We start from the raw sequence: 18720 nt of genomic DNA, 5'->3' as shown, positions 1-18720 counted from the left end.
GACCGGCGACACCAGCCGGCCGGTGCACTACAGCATGGTCCGCGCGCGGTACAGGAACGCCGCCATGGCCTCGCGGGTGATCTTGCTCTTCGGGCGGAACGTCCCGTCGGCATGGCCCGTGGTCAGGCCCCGGTCCGCGATCCAGGCGATGTGGTCCTCGAACTGGGTCCCGGCGATGTCACTGAACTGGTAGGGAGCGGTGGCGTCGGGCGGGCGCCTGTCCAGCAGGAACCGCGTCATGAAGGCCGCCATCGCCTCACGGGTGATCCTCCTCTTCGGACCGAAGGAGCCGTCGGCGTACCCCGTGGTGATGCGCTCGTCCTGCAGCCAGGCGATCTCCTTGGCGAACGCGCTCGAGGAGTTGACGTCCGTGAAGTCGGGCGCGCTCTGCACCGGTGGCCTGCCCGCCGCCCGGTACAGGAAGGCCGCCATGGCCTCGCGCGAGATGTTGTCCTTCGGGCCGAAGGTCCCGTCGGGGTAGCCCGTCGTGATCCCCTCGTCCTTCAGCCAGGCGATCTCCGTCGTGAAGGCGGTCGTCTGCGGGGTCACGTCCGGGAAGGGCCACAGGTTGGTCCCCGTGATCGGGGAGGCCACGTAGGTGCTGTAGAGGCCGAGCTGACGACGCATCTTCTCACCCGTCAGCGTCGCCCGCGTGCCCGTGATGGACGTCGCGACCACCTCGGCGACGCCGTCACCAGTGGTCCGGCGCGTGATCTCCAGTTTCACGACGTCCCCCAGCCCGAACGCCTCGTCGACCCTCGCCCCCGGGACATCGATGGTCCACGACCTGCGCGGGTTCTCCGGCCGCAGGGAGTACGGGTCGTCGACCGAGCGCAGGTACGGCACGTAGCCACCCCACACGTCCTCGCTGTCCTGCGTGCGGCCACCGCTGCTGGAGGAGTACACCGCCTCGATCAGGGCGCCCCCGTACCGCGGGACCATGCCCGTGGTGCTCGTCCCATTGGCTCGCACCGCAGCCTTCCACCGGTCCCACCCGGCCGCGCCCGCGCCGGTCGGGTGGCTGCCGAACACCTGGTCGCTGGTGCCGTCGTAGACGTGGCACTCGCAGGCCGAGCGGATGGGTTTGTTGACCTTGCGCAGCGCGTACCCGCGCGCGGCGGCCGCCTGCGCCTGCAACGCCGCCGCCGGCCACGACCAGGGCATCTCCTTGACGTTGTCCAGGTACTCGTCGTGCAGGCGCACCTTCATCACCGCGTGCACACCGCCGCTCGAAGCGGGCACCACCTGCGCCGACCCCGACAGGTAACTCTTGTCCTCGATCGACAGCAGCGTCCTGTCGTCATCGAAGGCGACCTCCGCCGAGGGGCCGGTGGCCTTGACGGTCTTGGTGCCGTTCGTGCGCGACACCTCCACCTTCGAGTCAGAACGCTTCACCTTCACGACCGAGGACGTCGACGCCGACAGGGTCCTGTCGCCGACCGTGACCGTGAACGAGCCGCCGCCGGAACCTGTCGCAGTGGTCCGCAGCGTCACCGACGGACGAGAAGCGGCGACGTTGACGTGCACCGTCTTGTCGTCGCGCACCCGGTCGACGGTGATGCCCTGGTAGTAGTACTTCAGGATCTGTGCGGCGCTCCTGCCGTCATCCGCCAGCGCCTTCGCGCCGTACTGCGACATCCCCACCCCGTGACCGAAGCCCTTGCCGGAGAAGGTCCACGTCGGGTCCGAGGCGGTCTGTGCCACCTGGGCGGCCTGGACGGGTGCCGTCCCGCCTCCGAGCACCAGCCCCGCCACCACGGCAGCGACACCTGCCACACGCACTGATCGAACGACCACAATGGACCAACCTTCGCGCGCCAGATGCGCAGCAGACGACAGGGAGATGCCGCCGGTCGGCGGCTACAGCAGGAACCCCACAACAGCGCGGGGCCGAGGCGCGAGTGCGCCCCGTCTTCTCCGCACGGGTGAATGATCCCCCAGGCGGAGCGAAATTGCCACCCCGTGCGCATCTTTGCTCACTCGGCACCCATCTCACGGTGGCGCCCTTCGGTTCAGCGGAAGGCGGCGACTCCGGTCAGCGCCTTGCCGATCGTCAGCTGGTGCACCTCCGAGGTGCCCTCGTAGGTGAGCACGGACTCGAGGTTGTTGGCGTGCCGCAGGACGGGGTACTCGAGGGTGATCCCGTTGGCGCCCAGCAGGGTCCGGCACTCGCGCGCGACATCGATGGCCTCGCGGACGTTGTTCAGCTTGCCCAGGCTCACCTGCTCGGGGCGGAGGGTCCCGGCGTCCTTCATCCGGCCCAGCTGGACCGCCAGGAGCATGGCCTTGCCCAGCTCGAGGGTCATGTCGGCGAGCTTGGCCTGGGTCAGCTGGTAGGCCGCGAGCGGCTTGCCGAAGATCTCGCGGTCCCCCACGTACGACAGGGCCGTGTCGATGCAGTCGCGGGCCGCACCGACCGCGCCGAAGATGATCCCGAAGCGGGCCTCGTTGAGGCAGGACAGCGGGCCGGAGAGCCCGGCCGCCTCGGGCAGCATCGCCGAGGCGGGCAGCCGCACGTCCTGCAGGACGATCTCACCGGTGATCGAGGCACGCAGCGAGAGCTTCTTGGTGATCTCCGGGGCGGAGAATCCGGGGGTGTCGGTCGGGACGACGAACCCGCGGATGCCACGCGAGCCCTCCCCCTCGTCGGTGTTGGCCCAGACCACGGCCACGTCGGCGATCGGCGAGTTGGTGATCCACATCTTGGTGCCGTTGAGGACCCAGTCGTCACCGTCGCGCACTGCACGCGTGCGCATCCCGCCGGGGTCGGAGCCGAAGTCCGGCTCGGTCAGCCCGAAGCACCCGATGGCCTCGCCCGCGGCCATCCGCGGCAGCCACTCCTGCTTCTGCTCCTCGCTCCCCCAGCGGTGGATGGCGAACATCGCCAGTGACCCCTGCACCGAGACCAGGCTGCGCAGACCGGAGTCGGCCGCCTCCAGCTCCAGGCACGCGAGGCCGTAGGCCGTGGCGCTGGTCCCGGCGCAGCCGTACCCCTCCAGGTGCATGCCGAGCACGCCGAGGTCACCGAGCTCCCGGGCGAGCTCCCGCGCCGGCAGGTTCCCCGCCTCGTACCAGTCGGCGAGGTGGGGCCGGAGTCGGTCGGTGCAGTAGCGGGCCACGGTCTCCTGCATGGCCCGCTCCTCCTCCGTGAGCAGCGTGTCGACGCCGAACAGGGACATGGGGGTCTGCGGTGCGCTCATCGTCATCTCCAAGAGGTCCAAACGGTGTTAGGTTTGTGCGGTGCGGTAACCTTATACCGTTAGGTTCCGAACGCGAAAGGCCTGCTCCGTGGCTCGTCCCAGCACACCGCTCCTGAGTCGTGAGCGCATCCGCGACACCGCCCTGCGGCTGATCGACGAGGACGGCCTCGCCCAGTTCTCCATGCGCGGCCTGGCGCGCGCCCTCGACGTGCAGGCCCCCTCCCTCTACAGCCACTACGCCAACCGCGACGAGGTCCTCGACGCGGTCGCCAACCTGCTCACCCGCCAGGTCGACACCAGCGGCTTCGCCGACGGCACATGGCGAAGGGGGGTGGAGACCTGGGCGCGCTCGTACCGGGCGTCGCTGGCGGCCCACCCGAACGCCGTGCCGCTCGTCGCCTCGGGCGCCGGGCGGCGCGAGGACTTCCTCGCGATGTCGGAACGAGTCCACGCCGGCCTGCTCGCGGCCGGATGGCCGGCTCGCTACGCGACCGAGATCGCCGGCTCGGTGAAGTACCTCGTCGTCGGGGCCGCATCGACCCCCTTCGCCAGCGGTTTCGCCGACGACGCCCGGGTCTACCTCGACCGCTACCCCGCTCTCGCACAGGCGCACCGACTCCCGGAGGTCGCCGAGGAGATCGACAGGGAGAGCTTCGAACTCGGCCTGGCATGCCTGCTGGACGGGCTGGCCGCGCGGTACGACACAGTGGTCGCGGGTACGGATCGCACAGCGTCTGTCCATGCCACCACGAGCGTCATCGAGGACAAGGAGAGGACATGAGTCCCACCAGCTACGCCGTCGTCGGCGGCGGGATCCTCGGAGTGGCCGTCGCCCGGCGGATCCTGCAGCTGCAACCGGGCGCCGAGGTCACCGCGCTCGAGAAGGAGGCGGCCCTGGCCGCCCACCAGACCGGCCACAACAGCGGCGTGGTGCACGCCGGGCTCTACTACGTGCCGGGCTCGCTCAAGGCCCGGCTGTGCCGCCGCGGGGTCCACCTGCTGCAGGAGTTCTGCTCCGAGCACGAGCTGGCCTACGACGAGTGCGGCAAGGTCCTCGTGGCCCTCGACGAGGCCGAGAGCTCCCGCCTGTCCGACATCACCGCGCGGGCCCGCGCCAACGGGGTGCCGGGTGTGCGCGAGATCGGCCCGGACGAGCTGCGCGAGATCGAGCCGCACGTCACCGGTGTGGCCGGTCTGCACTCACCCCACACGGCGATCGTCGACTACGCAGCGGTCACGCGCGCGATGGCCCAGGACATCACCGCGGCCGGCGGGAGCGTGCGCACCTCCTTCGAGGTCACCGGCATCCGGCCGGACGGGGACCGGACGATCGTGACCGGCGCCGACGGCCAAGAGGTCCGCGCGGAGCGAGTCGTGCTCTGCGCCGGGCTGCAGGCCGACCGGGTCGCGGCCCTGGCCGGGGACGAGGCGGACCCGCGCATCGTCCCCTTCCGGGGCGAGTACTACCTGCTGCGTCCCGAGCGCCGGGACCTCGTGCGCGGTCTGGTCTACCCCGTCCCCGATCCCCGCTACCCCTTCCTCGGCGTGCACCTGACTCCTCGCGTCGACGGTGAGGTGATGGTCGGTCCGAATGCCGTCCTCGCCCTGGCCCGCGAGGGTTACGGCTGGTCGCATGTCTCCGCGGCCGACCTGCGTGACGCCGTCGCCTGGTCCGGCTTCCGCCGCTTTGCTGCCCGGCACTGGCGCACCGGGATCACCGAGATGCTCGGGTCGGCGAGCAAGCAGCGCTTCGTCGGGGCGGCCCGCCGCTACGTCCCCGAGCTGACGGCCGACGACGTCGTCCCGGGGCCGCGCGGCGTGCGCGCCCAGGCACTGGGTGTCGACGGCGCCCTCGTGGACGACTTCCGCATCACCCGCCGCGGGCCGGTCCTGGCGCTGCGCAATGCGCCCTCCCCCGCGGCCACGTCGTCGCTGGCGATCGCCGAGCACGTCGTCGACATCCTGCTCGGCCGGACGGACGCACCTGCATGAGCGACGCCCTGGCCGGCCTGAAGGTCGCCGACTTCTCCCGGGTCCTCGCGGGCCCCTTCGCCACCATGGTGCTGGCGGACTTCGGCGCCGACGTCATCAAGATCGAGCGACCCTCCGGTGACGACACCCGCAGCTGGGTGCCGCCAGTGGACGAGTTCGGGGTCGGCACCTACTTCTCCAGCGTCAACCGCAACAAGCGCTCCATCACGTGCGACCTGGGCACCGCCGAGGGCCTGGCGACCGCGACCACCATCGCGATGGAGGCCGACATCGTCGTCGAGAACTTCCGGCCCGGGGTCATGGAGCGCTACGGACTGGACTTCGACACCCTGCACGCGAGCCGGCCCGAGCTCGTCTACTGCTCGATCACCGGCTTCGGCAGCGCGGGCGGGGCGACCCTGCCCGGGTACGACCTGCTCGTCCAGGCCGTCGGCGGGCTGATGAGCGTGACCGGCTCCCCCGACTCCGAGCCGAGCAAGGTGGGGGTGGCCCTCGTCGACGTCGTCACCGGGCAGAACGCCGTCATCGGGATCCTCACCGCCCTGCGGGCCCTCGACGAGACCGGCGTCGGTCAGCGCGTCGAGGTCAACCTGCTCTCCTCGCTGCTGAGCGGGTTGGTCAACCAGGCGTCGAGCACGCTGGTGACCGGGCTCGCGCCGCAACGGATGGGCAACGCGCACCCGAGCATCGCGCCCTACGAGACGCTCGCGACCGCCGACGGACCACTGGCCGTCGCGGTCGGCAACGACAAGCAGTTCCGGGCGCTGACCCGGGTGCTGTCCGTCCCCGAGCTGGGGACGGATCCGCGCTTCGCCGACAATTCCAGCCGGGTGACCCACCGAGACGAGCTGAAGGCGCTGCTCGAGGACCGGCTGCGCACCGGGTCCGCCGCGGACTGGGCCGACCGACTCACCGCCGCGGGGGTCCCCGCCGGGAAGGTGAACTCGGTCGTCGAGGCGCTCGGGCTGGCCGAGACCCTGGGCCTGGAACCCGTCGTCGAGATCGCCGACCCCGACGGCTCCCGCACCAGCCAGCAGGTGTCCAACCCGATCCGGCTGTCGGGCACGCCGGCTCGCTACCGACGTGTCCCCCCGCTGCTCGGTGAGCACTCGGGCGCCACCTTCGGGCATCCGCCCACCGACGGTTGAGGAGGTCGCCCCACCACCGTCTCGCCACCGACGGCTGAGGAGGTCGCTCCGCCACCGTCTCGCCACCGACGGCTGAGGAGGTCGCCCCGCGACCGTCTCGAAGCCTCAGATCGCTCGGCACAGCCGCGCGGCGTCGAGCATCGCCGCGTGGACGTTGCGGCTGGACACCGCGTCCCCGATGCGGAAGAGCCGGAAGGCGCCGTCCTCGTTGCGCACGATCGTCTGGGCACGCAGCCCCAGCAGTGCGTCCAGGTCCACCGCGCCGTGGTTGGTGGAGTGGCCGACGAGGTCGTCGTAGACGTCGTGGACCGGCTCGGTGCCCATCTCGGCCACCACGGCGTCGACGGTACGGCTCTCCCGGAAGTCCGACCCGTCCACACCGAGGTCCACCGCCACCCGTGACCCCGACCGGCGCGCGCCGGTCAACCGCCGCAGCACCGTCACCGGCACCTCGGCGCGGGCGAGTGCGTCGATGTAACCGGCCGCGCTGATCGCTCCGACGTCCGGCGAGAGCATCCGCTCCGGCGTGACGAGCTCGACGTCCGCACCACTGCGCAGCAGCGCCTCCACGGCGTCGAGCGCCTGGTGGCCGCCGTGGTCGTCGTAGACGAGGACCCGGCCGTGCGGATGACGGGCCCCGGACAGCACGTCCCAGGTGTCCAGCAGCAGCTGCGCACCGGGGACCTGCGGAGCCGCGGGCACTCCCCCGGTCGCGACGACGACGTCGTCCCACTGCTCCTCCAGCAGGGTCTGCGCGTCGACGAGGCTGCCCAGGTGCACCGCGGCGCCGAGCCGGGCCAGCTCGTCGCGCCGCCAGTCGATGATCCCGCGCAGGTCGCGACGGCGGGGTGAGGCCGAGGCGAGCAGCAGCTGTCCACCGACCCGGTCGGCGGCCTCGTGCAGCACCACCTCGTGCCCGCGCTCGGCCAGCACCCGCGCCGCCTCCAGACCGGCCGGACCGGCGCCGACGACGGCCACGCGTCTGGTCGTGCGGGCCCGCTCGACGCGCTGCGGCACCTCGAGCTCGCGACCCGTCGAGGGGTTGTGGATGCAGTACGCGGCACCCGAGGCGTAGATGCCGTCGATGCACATGTTCGCGCCGACGCACGGACGGATCCGGTCCGAGCGCCCCTCGCGCACCTTGGTGGGCAGCTCGGGGTCGGCCATGAGTGCCCGGGTCATGCCGACGAGGTCGAGCAGCCCCTCGCGGATCGCGTGGCGCGCGGTCTCCACGTCGGCGATCCGGGCCGCGTGCATCACCGGGACCGAGAGCTTCCGCCGGATCTGCCCGGCGAACTCCAGGTGCGGGGCGGCCGGTGTCCCCATCGGCGGGATGACCCTGGCGAGCTCGGCGTCGGTGGCGATCGTCCCCCGGATCACGCTGAAGAAGTCCACCCCTGCCGCCACGAGGTCCTCGGCCACGCCCAGGGACTCCCCGGGGCCGAGCCCGCCCTCGCGCTCCTCGTCGAAGCTCATCCGGACACCGACGACGAAGTCCGGGCCGACCGCCTCGTGCACGGCCCGCACCACGCGCAGCGGGAAGCGCATCCGGTTGTCGTGGCTGCCGCCGTACTCGTCCTCGCGGTGGTTCCACGTCGGGCTCCAGAAGGCGTCCAGCAGGTGCCCGTAGGCCATCAGCTCGATGCCGTCGAGGCCGGCGGCCCGGCACCGCTGGGCGACGGTGACGAAGTCGTCGACGACCCGGTCCATGTCCCACTCCTCGGCCGCCCGGGTGAAGGCCCGGTGCGCCGGCTCGCGCACGGCACTGGCCGAGACGGCCGGCAACCACTCGTGGGCGTAGTTGCTCGTGCGGTGCCCCAGGTGGGTCAGCTGGGTCATCACCGCCGCACCCTGCTCGTGCACCTCGTCGGCCAGCTGCCGCAGCAGCGGCTCGGACTCCTCCCGCCACAGCTGCAGGTTGCCGAAGGCCGGCGCCACCTCCCGGCTGACCAGCGCGCTGCCACCGATCATGGTCAGGCCGACGCCACCGCGCGCCTTCTCGACGTGGTAAGCGCGGTACCGCTCCCCCGGCAGCCCGTCCTCGCTGTAGGACGGCTCGTGCGAGGTGCTGACGATGCGGTTGCGCAGCCGGACCCCCTTGAGGACGAAGGGGGTCAGCAGCGGGTCCTCGGCGCTCATGCGTCCACCACCACGTCCTCGAGCGGGGTGGAGCAGCAGGGCAGGATCTGGCCCCGCGCCACCTCCCGCGGGCGGATGCCGCCCGCGTGCTGCATGTCGACGCGGCCGTCGAGCAGGGTGAGCTTGCAGGTGCCGCACATCCCCTCCTCGCACGACGAAGGGAGCGTCACCCCCGCCCGGCGCGCCGCCTCGAGGATCGTCGAGTCGGCGTCGCACTCCACGACCCGTCCGCTGCGCCGCAGCTCGAGCCGGTATGTCGCCGTGACGCGGTCGGCGCCTGCCTGCCCGTCGGCGTTCGTCCGGCCGTCGGCGGCCGGCGGCCCTGTCGACGTCGCGCTCTCGAGGACGAAGGACTCCTCGTGCGCGCGGCGGGGGTCACCCCCTTCGCCCTCGAGCAGCTCGCGGACCGCCGCCATGAAGGGTGGCGGACCACAGGTGAAGACCTCGCGGCGGCGCAGGTCCGGAGCGACCTGCCGCAGCGCGGCCGCGTCGAGCCGGCCGCGCAGGCCGTCCCAGTGCTCACCCGGGGAGTCGTCCTCGCACAGGACCGCGACCGTGACGCCGTGCCGGGTGGACAGCTGCGCGAGCTCGCTGCGGAAGACGATGTCGTCGGGGGTGCGGGCGCAGTGGACGAGGACGATGTCGACTGCGGCACCGGTGTCGCACAGGGTCCGCACCATCGACATGGCCGGGGTGATGCCGCTGCCCGCCGTGAGGAAGAGGTGGCTGTCGGCGGGGTGCAGCTCGTGGCTGAACTGCCCGCACGGCCCGCTCGCCTCGACGACGTCCCCGGGCCGCAGGTGCTCGTGCAGCCACGGGGAGACGACCCCGCCGGGCACCCGCTTGACGGTGATCTCCAGCAGCTCGGGCCGGGTCGGTGCGGAGGAGATGGTGTAGCAGCGCGAGACCGGCCGGCCGTCGACGACGACGCGGAAGGTCAGGTACTGGCCCGGCAGGAACCGCAGCATCCGGCCACCGGGAGGCGCGAAGGTGAAGGTGCGCACGTCGTGGGTGAGGTCCACGACGCCGGTGCACGTGAGCGGACCGTCGATCGTGTCGGTCCACGCTCCCCCGGTGTCCGCTCCGGGCCCCGCTGGGCGGACCAGCATGTCGGTCATCCGAGCTCCTCCGCCAGCCGCTCGACGTACCAGGTGACGAAGGCGTCCACGTCGCTCTCGGAGGGCGAGTAGGGGCCGGGCTCGTACGCGGGGTCGCTGATCCCGGCCTGGGCGCGGGAGACGAGGCCCGCGTCCTGGGCATTGGTCCGGTGCCACACGTCGGTGAGTGTCGCCAGGTCGTAGTCGACGCCCTCGACGGCGTCCTCGTGGACCAGCCACGTGGTGCGCACCAGGGTGCGGTCGGCCGCCAGCGGCAGCGCGGTGAAGGTGACGGCGTGGTCACCGACGACGTGGAACCACGAGTTGGGCTGCAGGTGGATCGACAGTCGGCCCAGGCGGCGGACGTCCAGGTCCCCCAGCAGGCGCTCGCAGACGGCCCGCCCGTCGCGGGTGTAGGACTCCCCCGCACCGTCCAGCGGCCCCCGGTCCACCCGGAACGCCGTCGGCCGGCCGGACACCTCACGGATCAGCGCGGTGGGGATGTCGCGCGTGCGACAGGTCTCCTCCAGCTCGGCCGTCGCACCCAGGTACCGCTCGTGCGCCGGCAGGAGCCGGCGCGGGATCTCGTCCTCGGCGTATCCCCACGTCGGGAAGAACGTGCGGGTGAGCTCCGGGTGGCCGGCCTCGCAGTGGTAGCACTCGCGGTTGTTCTCCATCACCAGCTTCCAGTTCGCGTGCTCGACCAGGTCCTCCCGGGCGGCGACCTTCGTGCGGGCCAGCCGGTGGGGCGCGAGGTAGGGCCGCAGCCGGGCAGCGACGTCGTCGATGTCCGAGGGCGGGTCGGGCGCCAGGCAGACGAGGACCAGCCCGTCCACGGAGCGCACGTGGAGCTGCTTCAGGCTCCAGCAGCCGGCGTCGAAGCCGGATGACTGCTGCCCGGCGTGCAGCAGGCGCCCGTCGGTGGCGTAGGTCCACTGGTGGTAGCCGCACACGAGGTTGCCCACGGACCCGGAGGCCTCGGGGAGCAGTCGTGCGCCGCGGTGCCGGCACACGTTGTGGAAGGCGCGCACCTGCTCCTCGTCGTCGCGCAGCACGATGACGGAGTACGGACCGATGTCGACGGTCACGTAGTCACCGGGCTCGGGGATCTCCGGCTCCGTGGCGACGAAGACCCAGTGGCGAGCGAAGACCGCCGCCACGTCGAGGTCGAAGACCTCCGGGCTGGTGTAGAACGGCGCCTCGAGCGACCGGCCGGGCGCGCGCCGCGCGACGAGCTGCGCCAGCCCGGCGGCTCCGAGGTCCCCGGCGGCGGTCCGGCCGTGGACGCGGCGGCCGTGTCCGGGGTGGTCGGTGGTTGGGGCCGGGTGGTTGCTGCCTGCGCGGTCACGGTGCACTCCTCGATCCGATCGGGCGTCCCACGTCGATTGTGACCCGGATCACTGGTGAGGAGAAGCGCACGTTCTTGCACGGCGTCGTGCAAGATCGTTGCATGATCGATCGCCGTCTCAACGTGCTGCGCGTCGTCGCCTCGCACGGCACCGTGACCGCCGCCGCCCAGGCGCTCGGCTTCTCCCCGTCCGCGGTCTCGCACCAGCTGCGCTCGCTGTCCGCCGAGCTCGGTGTGCCGCTGCTGGAGCAGGACGGGCGCGGGATCCGGTTGACCGAGCCGGCCCGGATCCTGCTGGAGCACGCCGACGACCTCTTCGCGCTCTGGGAGGAGGTCCGCGCCGACCTGGAGCAGACCGACCCCGACCAGGTCAGGTCGCTGCGGCTGTGCGGTTTCGCCACCGCGGCGTCCGCGCTGCTGCCCTCGGTGGCTGCACAGGTGCGCTCCATCCACCCGCGGTGCAGCGTGCGGATCATCGAGGCCGACCCCGAGGAGTGCTTCGACCTCCTGCTGGCCCAGCAGGCGGACCTGGCGGTGGTCGTCGCGACCGCGACGATCCCGACGAGCACCGATCCCCGCTTCGACCAGAAGGCCCTCCTCGACGATCCGCTGGACCTGCTCGTCCCGGCCGACCACCCCTTCGCCACCAGACCCTCGGTCCTGCTGCGCGACGCCGCGCAGGAGCCGTGGATCCTCGACCGCCCCGGCCGGCCGCACCACCGCCTGGTCCTGGCCGCCTGCGCCGCCGCCGGCTTCACTCCGTCAGCGGCCCACGAGACCTCCGAGTGGGACACCGGCGCCGCCCTCGTGAGCGCCGGACTGGGTGTCGCCCTGATCCCCCGGCTCGCCCGCCTGCCCACCGGGGAGCGGACCGTGCGCGTCCCCCTGCGCGGCGAGCCGGCTCCTGCGCGTCACCTCCTGACTGCCGTGCGCCGGGGCGGCCGCAGGCAACCCGCTGTCGCCACCGCCCTCGGGGCCCTCGACGCCGTCGCCAGTCGTCGTGTCGAGCGGCCCGGGGCGGGCGGGACTCACTAGGGTTGGGGTGTATGGGTTTCTACTTCAGGGTCGCGCCCGGGGTCCGGGTGCGCCTGACCGGCCGTGGGGTGCGCACCAGCCTCGGGCCGCGGGCTGCGCGCGTGCACGTCGGTGCAGGCGGGCCCGGGGTCTCCACCGGTGCCGGCCCGGTCAGCTACTACCACGGCCTCGGTGGGTCACGGCCGCGTCGGCGCGGCTCGACCGGGCAGCGCAGTCGCTCCCTCGCGGCGGCGACCAAGGCCGAGCAGGCCGAGCAGATCGCCCGGGCGATCGACGCCGTCCTCGAGCTGCACCGACCACACTTTCCGCCCGCCGAGCGGCCCGAGGCCGAGCGGTGGGACGTGCTCCCCCTGGGCGAGCTGATCCGGCGCCGGGAGAAGGCAGCCGCCGCGGAGCACTGGCTCTTCGCCGTCCGCAAGCGCCGGGCCGCCCGCAAGCGCGCCCGGGCCACGGCGATCGCCGAGCACGCGGCGCTGGTGCGCTCGGCGGACGTCCAGCAGGAGCAGGACCAGCTGGTCCTGGACGCCTGGTGGCACCGGCTGCTGGACAACGACCACGACGCCGTCCTCGCGGCCCTCGCACGAGCGCTCGAGGACAACGACGCCGAGTCCGCCCCGGTGGGCGTTGAGGCGGACGTTGCGTCGGTGGTCGTGCGGGTGCCCGACGCCGAGGCGCTGCCGGAGCGGATCCCCGGCACCACGGCAGCGGGCAATCTCTCGCTGCGCAAGGCGACCAGGAGCCAGTGGAACGCCCTCTACTCCCACATGGTCGCCGGGTACGTCGTCGTCACGGCCAAGGAGGTCCTGGCCACCGCCCCGTCGATCCGGGAGGCCGGCGTGGTCGCCGTCCGCCGCACCCCGGCCGATGCGTACGGGGACCGGGAGCCCGAGGCGCTCATGGCGGCACGGTTCACCCGGGAGACGCTCGAGGGCGTCCGCTGGGAGGAGGCCGACGCGATGCAGGTGCTCACCGACGCCTCCACCGAGTACGTCCTGGAGCAGAAGGGCATCGCGCGTGAGATCCAGGCGCTGGACACCGACGACCACCCGGACATCGCCGCCGCCGTCAGGGTCATCGACCTCGACGACGACGACGACGAGTGAGGTCGACGACCCGGCGACCACGCGCGAAGGGGCGGCCTGCGTTGCCGGGTGCACCGGGCCGGGGCAGAGTGAGGACATGACCAAGCGACGCATCCTCATCACCGGATCGGCAGGCGGCGTGGGCTCGATCCTCACGCAGCGCCTCCAGCACGAGTACGAGATCACCGGACACGACCTGACCGCCGTGCCGGACGCGGACCCGGTGGTCCTGGGGGCGGACCTCGCCGACTACGAGGCGGTGCGCACCCTGATGTCCGGCATCGACACGGTCGTCCACCTCGCCGGCGCCGCCTCCCCCGAGTCCTCCTGGGACGCGGTGCTCGGGGCGAACATCATCGGCTCCCGCAACGTCCTCGAGGCGGCGCGTGATGCCGGCGTGCGGCGGGTGGTCTTCGCCTCCTCGAACCACGCGATGGGCATGTACGACCGTCACGAGGAGTGGCCGGTCTACCCGGACAGCCCTCCCCGCCCGGACTCGCTCTACGGGGTCTCGAAGGTCTTCGGCGAGGTCCTCGGCCGCTACTACCACGACGAGTACGGGCTGTCCTTCATCGCGTTGCGCATCGGGTGGGTGGCCGGCGACCCCACGACCGTGGACGCCGACGTCCTGCACGCGATGTGGCTCAGCGAGGACGACACCGTCCAGGTGGTGCGGCGGGCCATCGAGGCGGAAGTCGAGTTCGGGACCTACTACGCGATCTCCGACAACCCCAACCGCCGCTGGTCGATGACCAATACCAACCTCGAGCTGGGCTACCGGCCGCAGGACTCCTGGTCCGACCTCGCCCCCGAGGACGAGCCCGTCATCGAGGGCGGGGCCCCCGTGGACGACAGCTGGCCCGAGGGCTCGTGATGACGCGGAGGTGAGAGACTCCGCCCGGTGAGCAGTGTGTGGACCGCGCGGGGGATGCCCTCGCTGCTGTGGGCGACCTTCCTCGGGTTCAGTGGCTTCGCGGTCCTCCTGCCGGTCGCCCCTCTCTGGGCCGTGCACGGCGGCGCGGACGAAGGGGGCGCCGGCCTCGTCAACGGCGTCCTGCTCCTCGTCACGGTCCTCACGCAGTTCTCCGTCCCGGCGCTGCTGGGTCGCTTCGGCTGGGGACCGACGCTCGCCGCCGGTCTGGTCCTGCTCGGAGCGCCGTCACTCGGCCTCATCGCCACCGACTCGTTGGCAACCATCCTCGGGCTCTCGGCCGTGCGCGGCGTCGGCTTCGGCATCCTCACCGTCACCGGGAGCGCGGCCGTCGCGGAGCTGTCCGACCCGAGCACGCGCGGCAAGGCCGTCGGCGCCTACGGCCTGTCGATCGCCGGGCCCCAGGTCGTCCTGCTGCCGCTGGGCTCGTGGGTCGCCGAGACGGTCGGCTTCACGCTCGTCTTCGCCGTCGGCGCCCTACCGCTGCTCGGGGTGCCGGCGGCCCTGGCCCTCGGACGTGCGCTCCAAGCCTCCCCCCAGCACGACGAGGTGGCCGACGCCCCCGACGGGCCCAGCACGCCACGCGTGGCACTGACGCTCCTGCGTCCGATGGTCCTGCTCGTCGGCGTGACGATCGCCGGCGGGGCCGTGCTCACCTTCGGTCCCCAGATGGTGCGCGACCCGGCCGTCGTCATCCCGGCCCTGGCCTTGCTGGAGCTCATGGCCGCGATCCTGCGCTGGTGGATCGGCGGCGTCGCGGACCGGTACGGCGCGGAGCGGTTCGTCGCCCCCTTCGTCGTCCTCACCGTGGTCGGGGTCAGCGCGATCGCCTGGGCGGTGCACGTGCAGTCCGTGCCGCTGCTCCTCCTGGGCGCGGTCCTGCTCGGCAGCGCCTACGGCGCCCTGCAGAACCTCACCCTCGTCATCTCCTTCGCCGCGGTGACCCGCCGGCACATCGGGCTGGCCAGCTCGATCTGGAACGTCGGCTTCGATCTGGGCACCGCCGTCGGGTCCGTGACCGTGGGCGCGATCGCCGTGCGGTACGACTTCTCCGTGGCGCTGCTCGTCACCGCGGCCTTCGCGCTGCTGACGCTTCCGCTCACCCTGCTGCACCGACCAGCTCGTCGACCCGTCACCTGAGTGCCGGGCGCCGGCCCGTCAGAGGATGGTGCCCAGCGGTCCGAGGTCGAGGTTGAGGTCCTCGGCGGTGAGGTCGAAGCGCTCCTGCAGGTCGGTCATCGCCTCCTCGAGGCGCATCAGGGCGGTGCCCAGCTCCTCGACCTGGTCGTCGCTGAGGTCGCCCTCGTCGACGCGTCGCAGGGCCTGCTTCTCCATCAGCTGGCGCACGAGCTCGACGATGGTCAGCACGAGCTTGATCAGGTCGCGCTCGACGGAGTCGGCGTCGGTCTCCATCCGCCGGGGAAGGGAGTACGCCTGCCCCTGCCCGGGTGGGTCGCCCTCTGGGTCGCTCATGCGCCGTCCCTGCTCATCTCGCTGCGCACGGAGGTGATGAGCGCGTGCAGGTGCACCTCCACGAGGTCGACCCCCGCGAGGGAGATCACGAGGTCGCCGGAGAGGACGACTCCCTGCCCGAGCAGCCGGTCGAGCAGGTCGACCAGCGCCACGGGCGCCAGGGCGGCCTGGGACCGCTGGTGCACCTCCCCGGGGCGACGGTCGTCGGCGGGCAGGCTCATCCCTGCTCCAGCACGGCGAAGGAGTACGGGGGCCACGGGCCCTCGACCGTGAAGCGCAACCCGGCGGGGGCCGGACGCTCTTCGACGAGCCCGCGGAAGCGCTCGGCGTCCTCGTCGCCCACGAGGTAGGCGGCATTCATGATCATCTCGCCGGTGTACCCCCCGAGCTGCCGGTCCTGGGCGCTGAGGTGCCGTCCGGCGAGGGCGAGCTGGGCCAGCTCACCGTGCAGTGCCTCCACCGCGTCGACGTGCCGCTCGGACGCCGTCTCCCTGGCCTGGGCCTGCTGCTTGCGGCGGGCGAGGTAGTCCCGTCCGGAGAGTGGCTTCTCCTCGCCCTCCGGCGCTGCATCGCCCCGCTCGCTGAAGGCCTTGACGCTCCACTCGCTGCGGCCGTCGACGCGGTCGAGGACCTCCGTCAGCTCCGCCGCCATGCCGGCCAGGCGCTCGACCACCGAGTCGGCTCCGAAGAAGACGGTCGCCAGCCGCATCGGTGCGACGGGACCGGCCTGGGCCACCTCGCGCACGACGTCGTCGTGGGCGAAGGCGACGTCGCGCACCCAGTCCAGGTCCTCCAGGTGCCGGCGCAGGCCCTCCTCGCCGAACTCCTCGAGATCCACCGTGGAGACGAGCGCCGCGAGGCCCTCGTGGGTGACGGTCGTGACCGGGGCGCCGTGGATCCCGGTGGTGGCGACCCGGTCCGCGACGTCCGCCCGGGTGAGGGCGTACGCGTAGAGACCATCAGCCACGGTCGGCCTCCAGCTGCTCGAGACGACGGCGCAGCTCGGCGTTCTCCTGCTCCAGCGAGTCCGAGCGCTCCCGGCCCGCGTCGATCTCCTGGCGACGGGCCCGGGAGCTGAGCATCGGGTCGTTCTCCCACCAGTCGATGCCCATCTCCTTGGCCTTGTCCACCGAGGCGACGAGCAGCCGGATGCGGATCGTCAGCAGCTCGACGTCGACGAGCGAGACGGAGATGTCGCCGGCGATGACGATGCCCTTGTCCAGCACCCGCTCGAGGATGTCGGCGAGGTTGGCGTTGCGCGGCTCCATCTGTCGCTGCATCGCGCCCTGGAAGGCTTGCGGCGGTGCGGCGGGCTGCTCCCGCTGCGAGGGCTGGTCCTCAGCCACGCGTACCGCCACCCTCGGTCTTGCCGCGGATGTAGCGCTCGAGGCGCTCGTAGCCCTCGATCTCCCCGTCGTCGTCGAGCTCGACGCGGTAGATCGCCAGCACGTCCGTGGTGTCGGGGATGCGGCGGGTCTCGACGACCTCGAGGTCGACCTCCCAGCCGTCGTCGGTGCGCTGGACGCCGATGACCGTCTCGCTCTCCTTGTTGAGCAGCTCGGCGAGCTGCTGCTTGGCCGAGCGGGCGATCTTCACGGCGTTCAGCCGCGAGCCACGACCCGAGGACGAGCGCGAGTCGCCGTCCGAGGACGAGCGCGAGTCGCTGTCGTCCGAGGTCGACTTCTTCGTGGAGACGGCGCGCTTCTTCGGTGCCGACTTCTTCGCCGTCGTCTTCTTGGCGGTCGACTTCTTGGCCGGGGTCGTCGAGTCCTCCGACGTCGTGCTGTCGGTCTCCTCCTGGGCGGCTGTCTCGCTCTGCTCGGCCATCAGTGTCCTCCTCCTCGGGCGCCGGGTCGGCGCCTGCTCTCGATGAGTCGCTCGATGAGCGCATCCTCCCACTCCTCGGCGGCCTCATCGCTGATCTGCCCGGTGCGCCGCAGCTCGTCCACCTGCTCGATCTCGCGACGGATCAACCCGGGGTTGTAGTAGTCCTCCTCGGCCTTCTCCAGCACGCGCTCGGCCACCCAGACCGTCCCGCGAAGGGGGGCGGCGGGCAGCAGGAGCACCTCCTTGATCAGGCCCATGGGCGCTCAGTCGGTCGGGACGAAGTCGTACATCGCCATCGGTCCGACCAGGCTCACCCGGGCCCAGGGGTGGGCCTGCTCGGCGAGCTCCTCGGCGGCCGCCTCGAAGTCGGCGACCTGGTCGGTGCTCAGCGCGAGTGCCAGCTCCGCGAGCCCGTCCATGCCGCCCACGTCGCGGGGGCCACGGCGGTGACCCATGGCTCGATGCGGGAGCGCACCCACTCCGCGTCCTGCCCCTTGCGGGCCTCCATCGCCTGCGAGACCAGCTCACCGAGCCGCACGCGCTCGTCGTGCCGCTCCTCGTCGGGTCGCCCCCGCGTGCGCTCGCGCAACCGGGCGATCTCCGGGTCGGAGTCCACCAGCTGCGCGAGCGCCTCGTCGAGGTCGTACTGAGCCCTCAGGACGTACTGGCTCAGGCCCTCGAGCTCGGCGAGCCGATCGGCGTACCAGCCCGGGTCTGCACCGAACAGGTCGACGACGGCTTGGCCGTCGTCCGCCAGCACCGAGCCGAACTGCAGGGGCAGGACCGGGCCGTCCTGCGCCAAGCGGTTGAGCAGATCGGTGTGCGCGGTGAGGTGCCGCTTCTTCGCGAGGTTCGCCTGCAGGTCGACCCACTCGCCGACGACGGCCACGGGCCCGACGGCCGCAAGGTGCGGCTCGTCGAAGCCCATGCCCGTGTCCGGCAGGTCGGTCCGACTCGAGGGGACGATGCCGTACGCGTAGAAGCCCCGCGTGGTCTCCACGGTCACCGACTGGATCGCGCCGCCTGCTTGCGGGGACGGCTGGAGGAGCTGCTGGAACGACGGGGACGCGACTGCTCGCCGTCGTCGTCGTCATCGTCGTCGTCGCCGAAGACGGCGTCCTTGGCGCCCTCGAGGGCGCCCTTCGTCTTGCCCTTGGCCCCGCTCTCCATGGTGCCGCCGACCAGGTCCTGCAGGTCCTTGGACTTCGCCTCCAGGTCGAGTCGGTTGGTCGCCTCCGCGAAGCGCAGGTAGGTGTCGACCGAGGCGATGACGATGCGCGCATCGATGGTCAGCACCTCGATGCCGATCAGGGAGACGCGCACGTACGCATCGATGACCAGTCCCTTGTCCAGGATGATCTCGATGACGTCCGCCAGGCCGCTCGGTTCGGGTCGGGACAGGTAACCGCCGCCGGAGCGGCCGGATGTCACGGTCATGGTGTGTCCTT

General features: G+C 72.1%; 21 protein-coding genes. 7 read left to right on the top strand and 14 right to left on the bottom strand.

Annotation, left to right across the window (positions count from 1 at the left end):
* Window positions 1-27: 27 nt before the first annotated feature.
* Together PVE36_RS06750 and PVE36_RS06745 are read right to left on the bottom strand one after the other, a co-directional pair.
* Window positions 28-1776: a SpoIID/LytB domain-containing protein gene (locus PVE36_RS06750; RefSeq protein ID WP_277455434.1), complete on the bottom strand. Its 1749-nt coding sequence runs from the start codon at window positions 1774-1776 to the stop codon at window positions 28-30.
* Between the two features lie 236 nt (window positions 1777-2012).
* Window positions 2013-3206 (bottom strand): acyl-CoA dehydrogenase family protein, encoded by a 1194-nt coding sequence (locus PVE36_RS06745; protein ID WP_277455433.1) that lies wholly within the window; start codon window positions 3204-3206, stop codon window positions 2013-2015.
* An 82-nt stretch (window positions 3207-3288) separates the two neighbouring features.
* Between PVE36_RS06745 and PVE36_RS06740 the strand changes: the two genes are divergently transcribed.
* Genes PVE36_RS06740 through PVE36_RS06730 form a run of 3 tightly spaced genes read left to right on the top strand, consistent with a single transcriptional unit; the run spans window position 3289 to window position 6340 of the window.
* A complete protein-coding gene (locus tag PVE36_RS06740; protein WP_277455429.1) occupies window positions 3289-3981 on the top strand; it encodes a TetR/AcrR family transcriptional regulator C-terminal domain-containing protein in 693 nt (230 codons plus the stop codon).
* Window positions 3978-5192 carry an L-2-hydroxyglutarate oxidase gene (gene lhgO, locus PVE36_RS06735; protein ID WP_277455427.1) on the top strand — a complete coding sequence of 405 codons (1215 nt, stop codon included), beginning with the start codon at window positions 3978-3980 and terminating at the stop codon, window positions 5190-5192. The genes PVE36_RS06740 and lhgO overlap by 4 nt, the downstream gene beginning before the upstream one ends.
* Complete coding sequence (locus PVE36_RS06730; RefSeq protein ID WP_277455426.1) at window positions 5189-6340, top strand: CoA transferase; 1152 nt, start codon at window positions 5189-5191, stop codon at window positions 6338-6340. Before lhgO ends, PVE36_RS06730 begins: the two co-directional genes overlap by 4 nt.
* 105 nt (window positions 6341-6445) lie before the next feature.
* Here the strand turns inward: PVE36_RS06730 and PVE36_RS06725 are convergent, their stop codons facing one another.
* From PVE36_RS06725 to PVE36_RS06715, 3 genes are read right to left on the bottom strand one after another with little or no spacing between them, the layout of a single operon-like run.
* Complete coding sequence (locus PVE36_RS06725; RefSeq protein WP_277455424.1) at window positions 6446-8479, bottom strand: FAD-dependent oxidoreductase; 2034 nt, start codon at window positions 8477-8479, stop codon at window positions 6446-6448.
* The gene (locus tag PVE36_RS06720) at window positions 8476-9597 is read right to left on the bottom strand and encodes a hybrid-cluster NAD(P)-dependent oxidoreductase (RefSeq protein WP_277455422.1); all 1122 of its coding nucleotides are present in this window, start codon (window positions 9595-9597) and stop codon (window positions 8476-8478) included. Before PVE36_RS06720 ends, PVE36_RS06725 begins: the two co-directional genes overlap by 4 nt.
* Window positions 9594-10931 (bottom strand): aromatic ring-hydroxylating dioxygenase subunit alpha, encoded by a 1338-nt coding sequence (locus PVE36_RS06715; protein WP_277455421.1) that lies wholly within the window; start codon window positions 10929-10931, stop codon window positions 9594-9596. Before PVE36_RS06715 ends, PVE36_RS06720 begins: the two co-directional genes overlap by 4 nt.
* A gap of 95 nt (window positions 10932-11026) precedes the next feature.
* On the opposite strand from PVE36_RS06715, the gene PVE36_RS06710 reads away from it, so the two are divergent.
* From PVE36_RS06710 to PVE36_RS06695, 4 genes are all read left to right on the top strand, one after another.
* Complete coding sequence (locus tag PVE36_RS06710; protein WP_277455420.1) at window positions 11027-11959, top strand: LysR family transcriptional regulator; 933 nt, start codon at window positions 11027-11029, stop codon at window positions 11957-11959.
* 11 nt (window positions 11960-11970) lie between these two features.
* The gene (locus PVE36_RS06705) at window positions 11971-13062 is read left to right on the top strand and encodes a DUF4236 domain-containing protein (protein WP_277455419.1); all 1092 of its coding nucleotides are present in this window, start codon (window positions 11971-11973) and stop codon (window positions 13060-13062) included.
* A gap of 76 nt (window positions 13063-13138) precedes the next feature.
* On the top strand, window positions 13139-13915 hold the full coding sequence (locus tag PVE36_RS06700; RefSeq protein WP_277455418.1) for an NAD(P)-dependent oxidoreductase: 777 nt from the start codon (window positions 13139-13141) through the stop codon (window positions 13913-13915).
* Window positions 13916-13942: 27 nt separating this feature from the next.
* Window positions 13943-15112 (top strand): MFS transporter, encoded by a 1170-nt coding sequence (locus PVE36_RS06695; RefSeq protein ID WP_277455417.1) that lies wholly within the window; start codon window positions 13943-13945, stop codon window positions 15110-15112.
* Window positions 15113-15130: 18 nt separating this feature from the next.
* On the opposite strand, the gene PVE36_RS06690 is transcribed toward PVE36_RS06695, so the two are convergent.
* The 9 genes from PVE36_RS06690 to gvpJ (PVE36_RS06650) are packed head-to-tail and all read right to left on the bottom strand — an operon-like array spanning window position 15131 to window position 18709.
* Entirely contained in the window at window positions 15131-15445 is a 315-nt protein-coding gene (locus tag PVE36_RS06690; protein ID WP_277240515.1) for a gas vesicle protein K, read from the bottom strand.
* Window positions 15442-15666, bottom strand: coding sequence for a gas vesicle protein (locus PVE36_RS06685; protein ID WP_277240513.1), 225 nt, complete (start codon window positions 15664-15666; stop codon window positions 15442-15444). Before PVE36_RS06685 ends, PVE36_RS06690 begins: the two co-directional genes overlap by 4 nt.
* The gene (locus PVE36_RS06680; protein WP_277455414.1) at window positions 15663-16412 is read right to left on the bottom strand and encodes a GvpL/GvpF family gas vesicle protein; all 750 of its coding nucleotides are present in this window, start codon (window positions 16410-16412) and stop codon (window positions 15663-15665) included. The genes PVE36_RS06685 and PVE36_RS06680 overlap by 4 nt, the downstream gene beginning before the upstream one ends.
* Window positions 16405-16791, bottom strand: a complete 387-nt coding sequence (gene gvpJ, locus PVE36_RS16210) for a gas vesicle protein GvpJ (protein ID WP_346780626.1) — start codon at window positions 16789-16791, stop codon at window positions 16405-16407. Before gvpJ (PVE36_RS16210) ends, PVE36_RS06680 begins: the two co-directional genes overlap by 8 nt.
* The gene (locus tag PVE36_RS06670; RefSeq protein WP_277455413.1) at window positions 16784-17272 is read right to left on the bottom strand and encodes a gas vesicle protein; all 489 of its coding nucleotides are present in this window, start codon (window positions 17270-17272) and stop codon (window positions 16784-16786) included. The genes gvpJ (PVE36_RS16210) and PVE36_RS06670 overlap by 8 nt, the downstream gene beginning before the upstream one ends.
* On the bottom strand, window positions 17272-17529 hold the full coding sequence (locus tag PVE36_RS06665; RefSeq protein ID WP_277455411.1) for a gas vesicle protein GvpG: 258 nt from the start codon (window positions 17527-17529) through the stop codon (window positions 17272-17274). The genes PVE36_RS06670 and PVE36_RS06665 overlap by 1 nt, the downstream gene beginning before the upstream one ends.
* A gap of 6 nt (window positions 17530-17535) precedes the next feature.
* Window positions 17536-17691 (bottom strand): GvpL/GvpF family gas vesicle protein, encoded by a 156-nt coding sequence (locus PVE36_RS06660; RefSeq protein WP_277455409.1) that lies wholly within the window; start codon window positions 17689-17691, stop codon window positions 17536-17538.
* Entirely contained in the window at window positions 17658-18272 is a 615-nt protein-coding gene (locus PVE36_RS06655) for a GvpL/GvpF family gas vesicle protein (RefSeq protein ID WP_277455406.1), read from the bottom strand. The genes PVE36_RS06660 and PVE36_RS06655 overlap by 34 nt, the downstream gene beginning before the upstream one ends.
* A gap of 2 nt (window positions 18273-18274) precedes the next feature.
* On the bottom strand, window positions 18275-18709 hold the full coding sequence (gene gvpJ / locus PVE36_RS06650; protein ID WP_277455405.1) for a gas vesicle protein GvpJ: 435 nt from the start codon (window positions 18707-18709) through the stop codon (window positions 18275-18277).
* Window positions 18710-18720: the final 11 nt, after the last annotated feature.

This window comes from Janibacter sp. DB-40 (assembly GCF_029510815.1).
GTDB lineage: Bacteria > Actinomycetota > Actinomycetes > Actinomycetales > Dermatophilaceae > Janibacter.
Note: the sequence above shows the minus strand (reverse complement) of the source record. Positions and strands in the feature narration are given on the sequence as shown.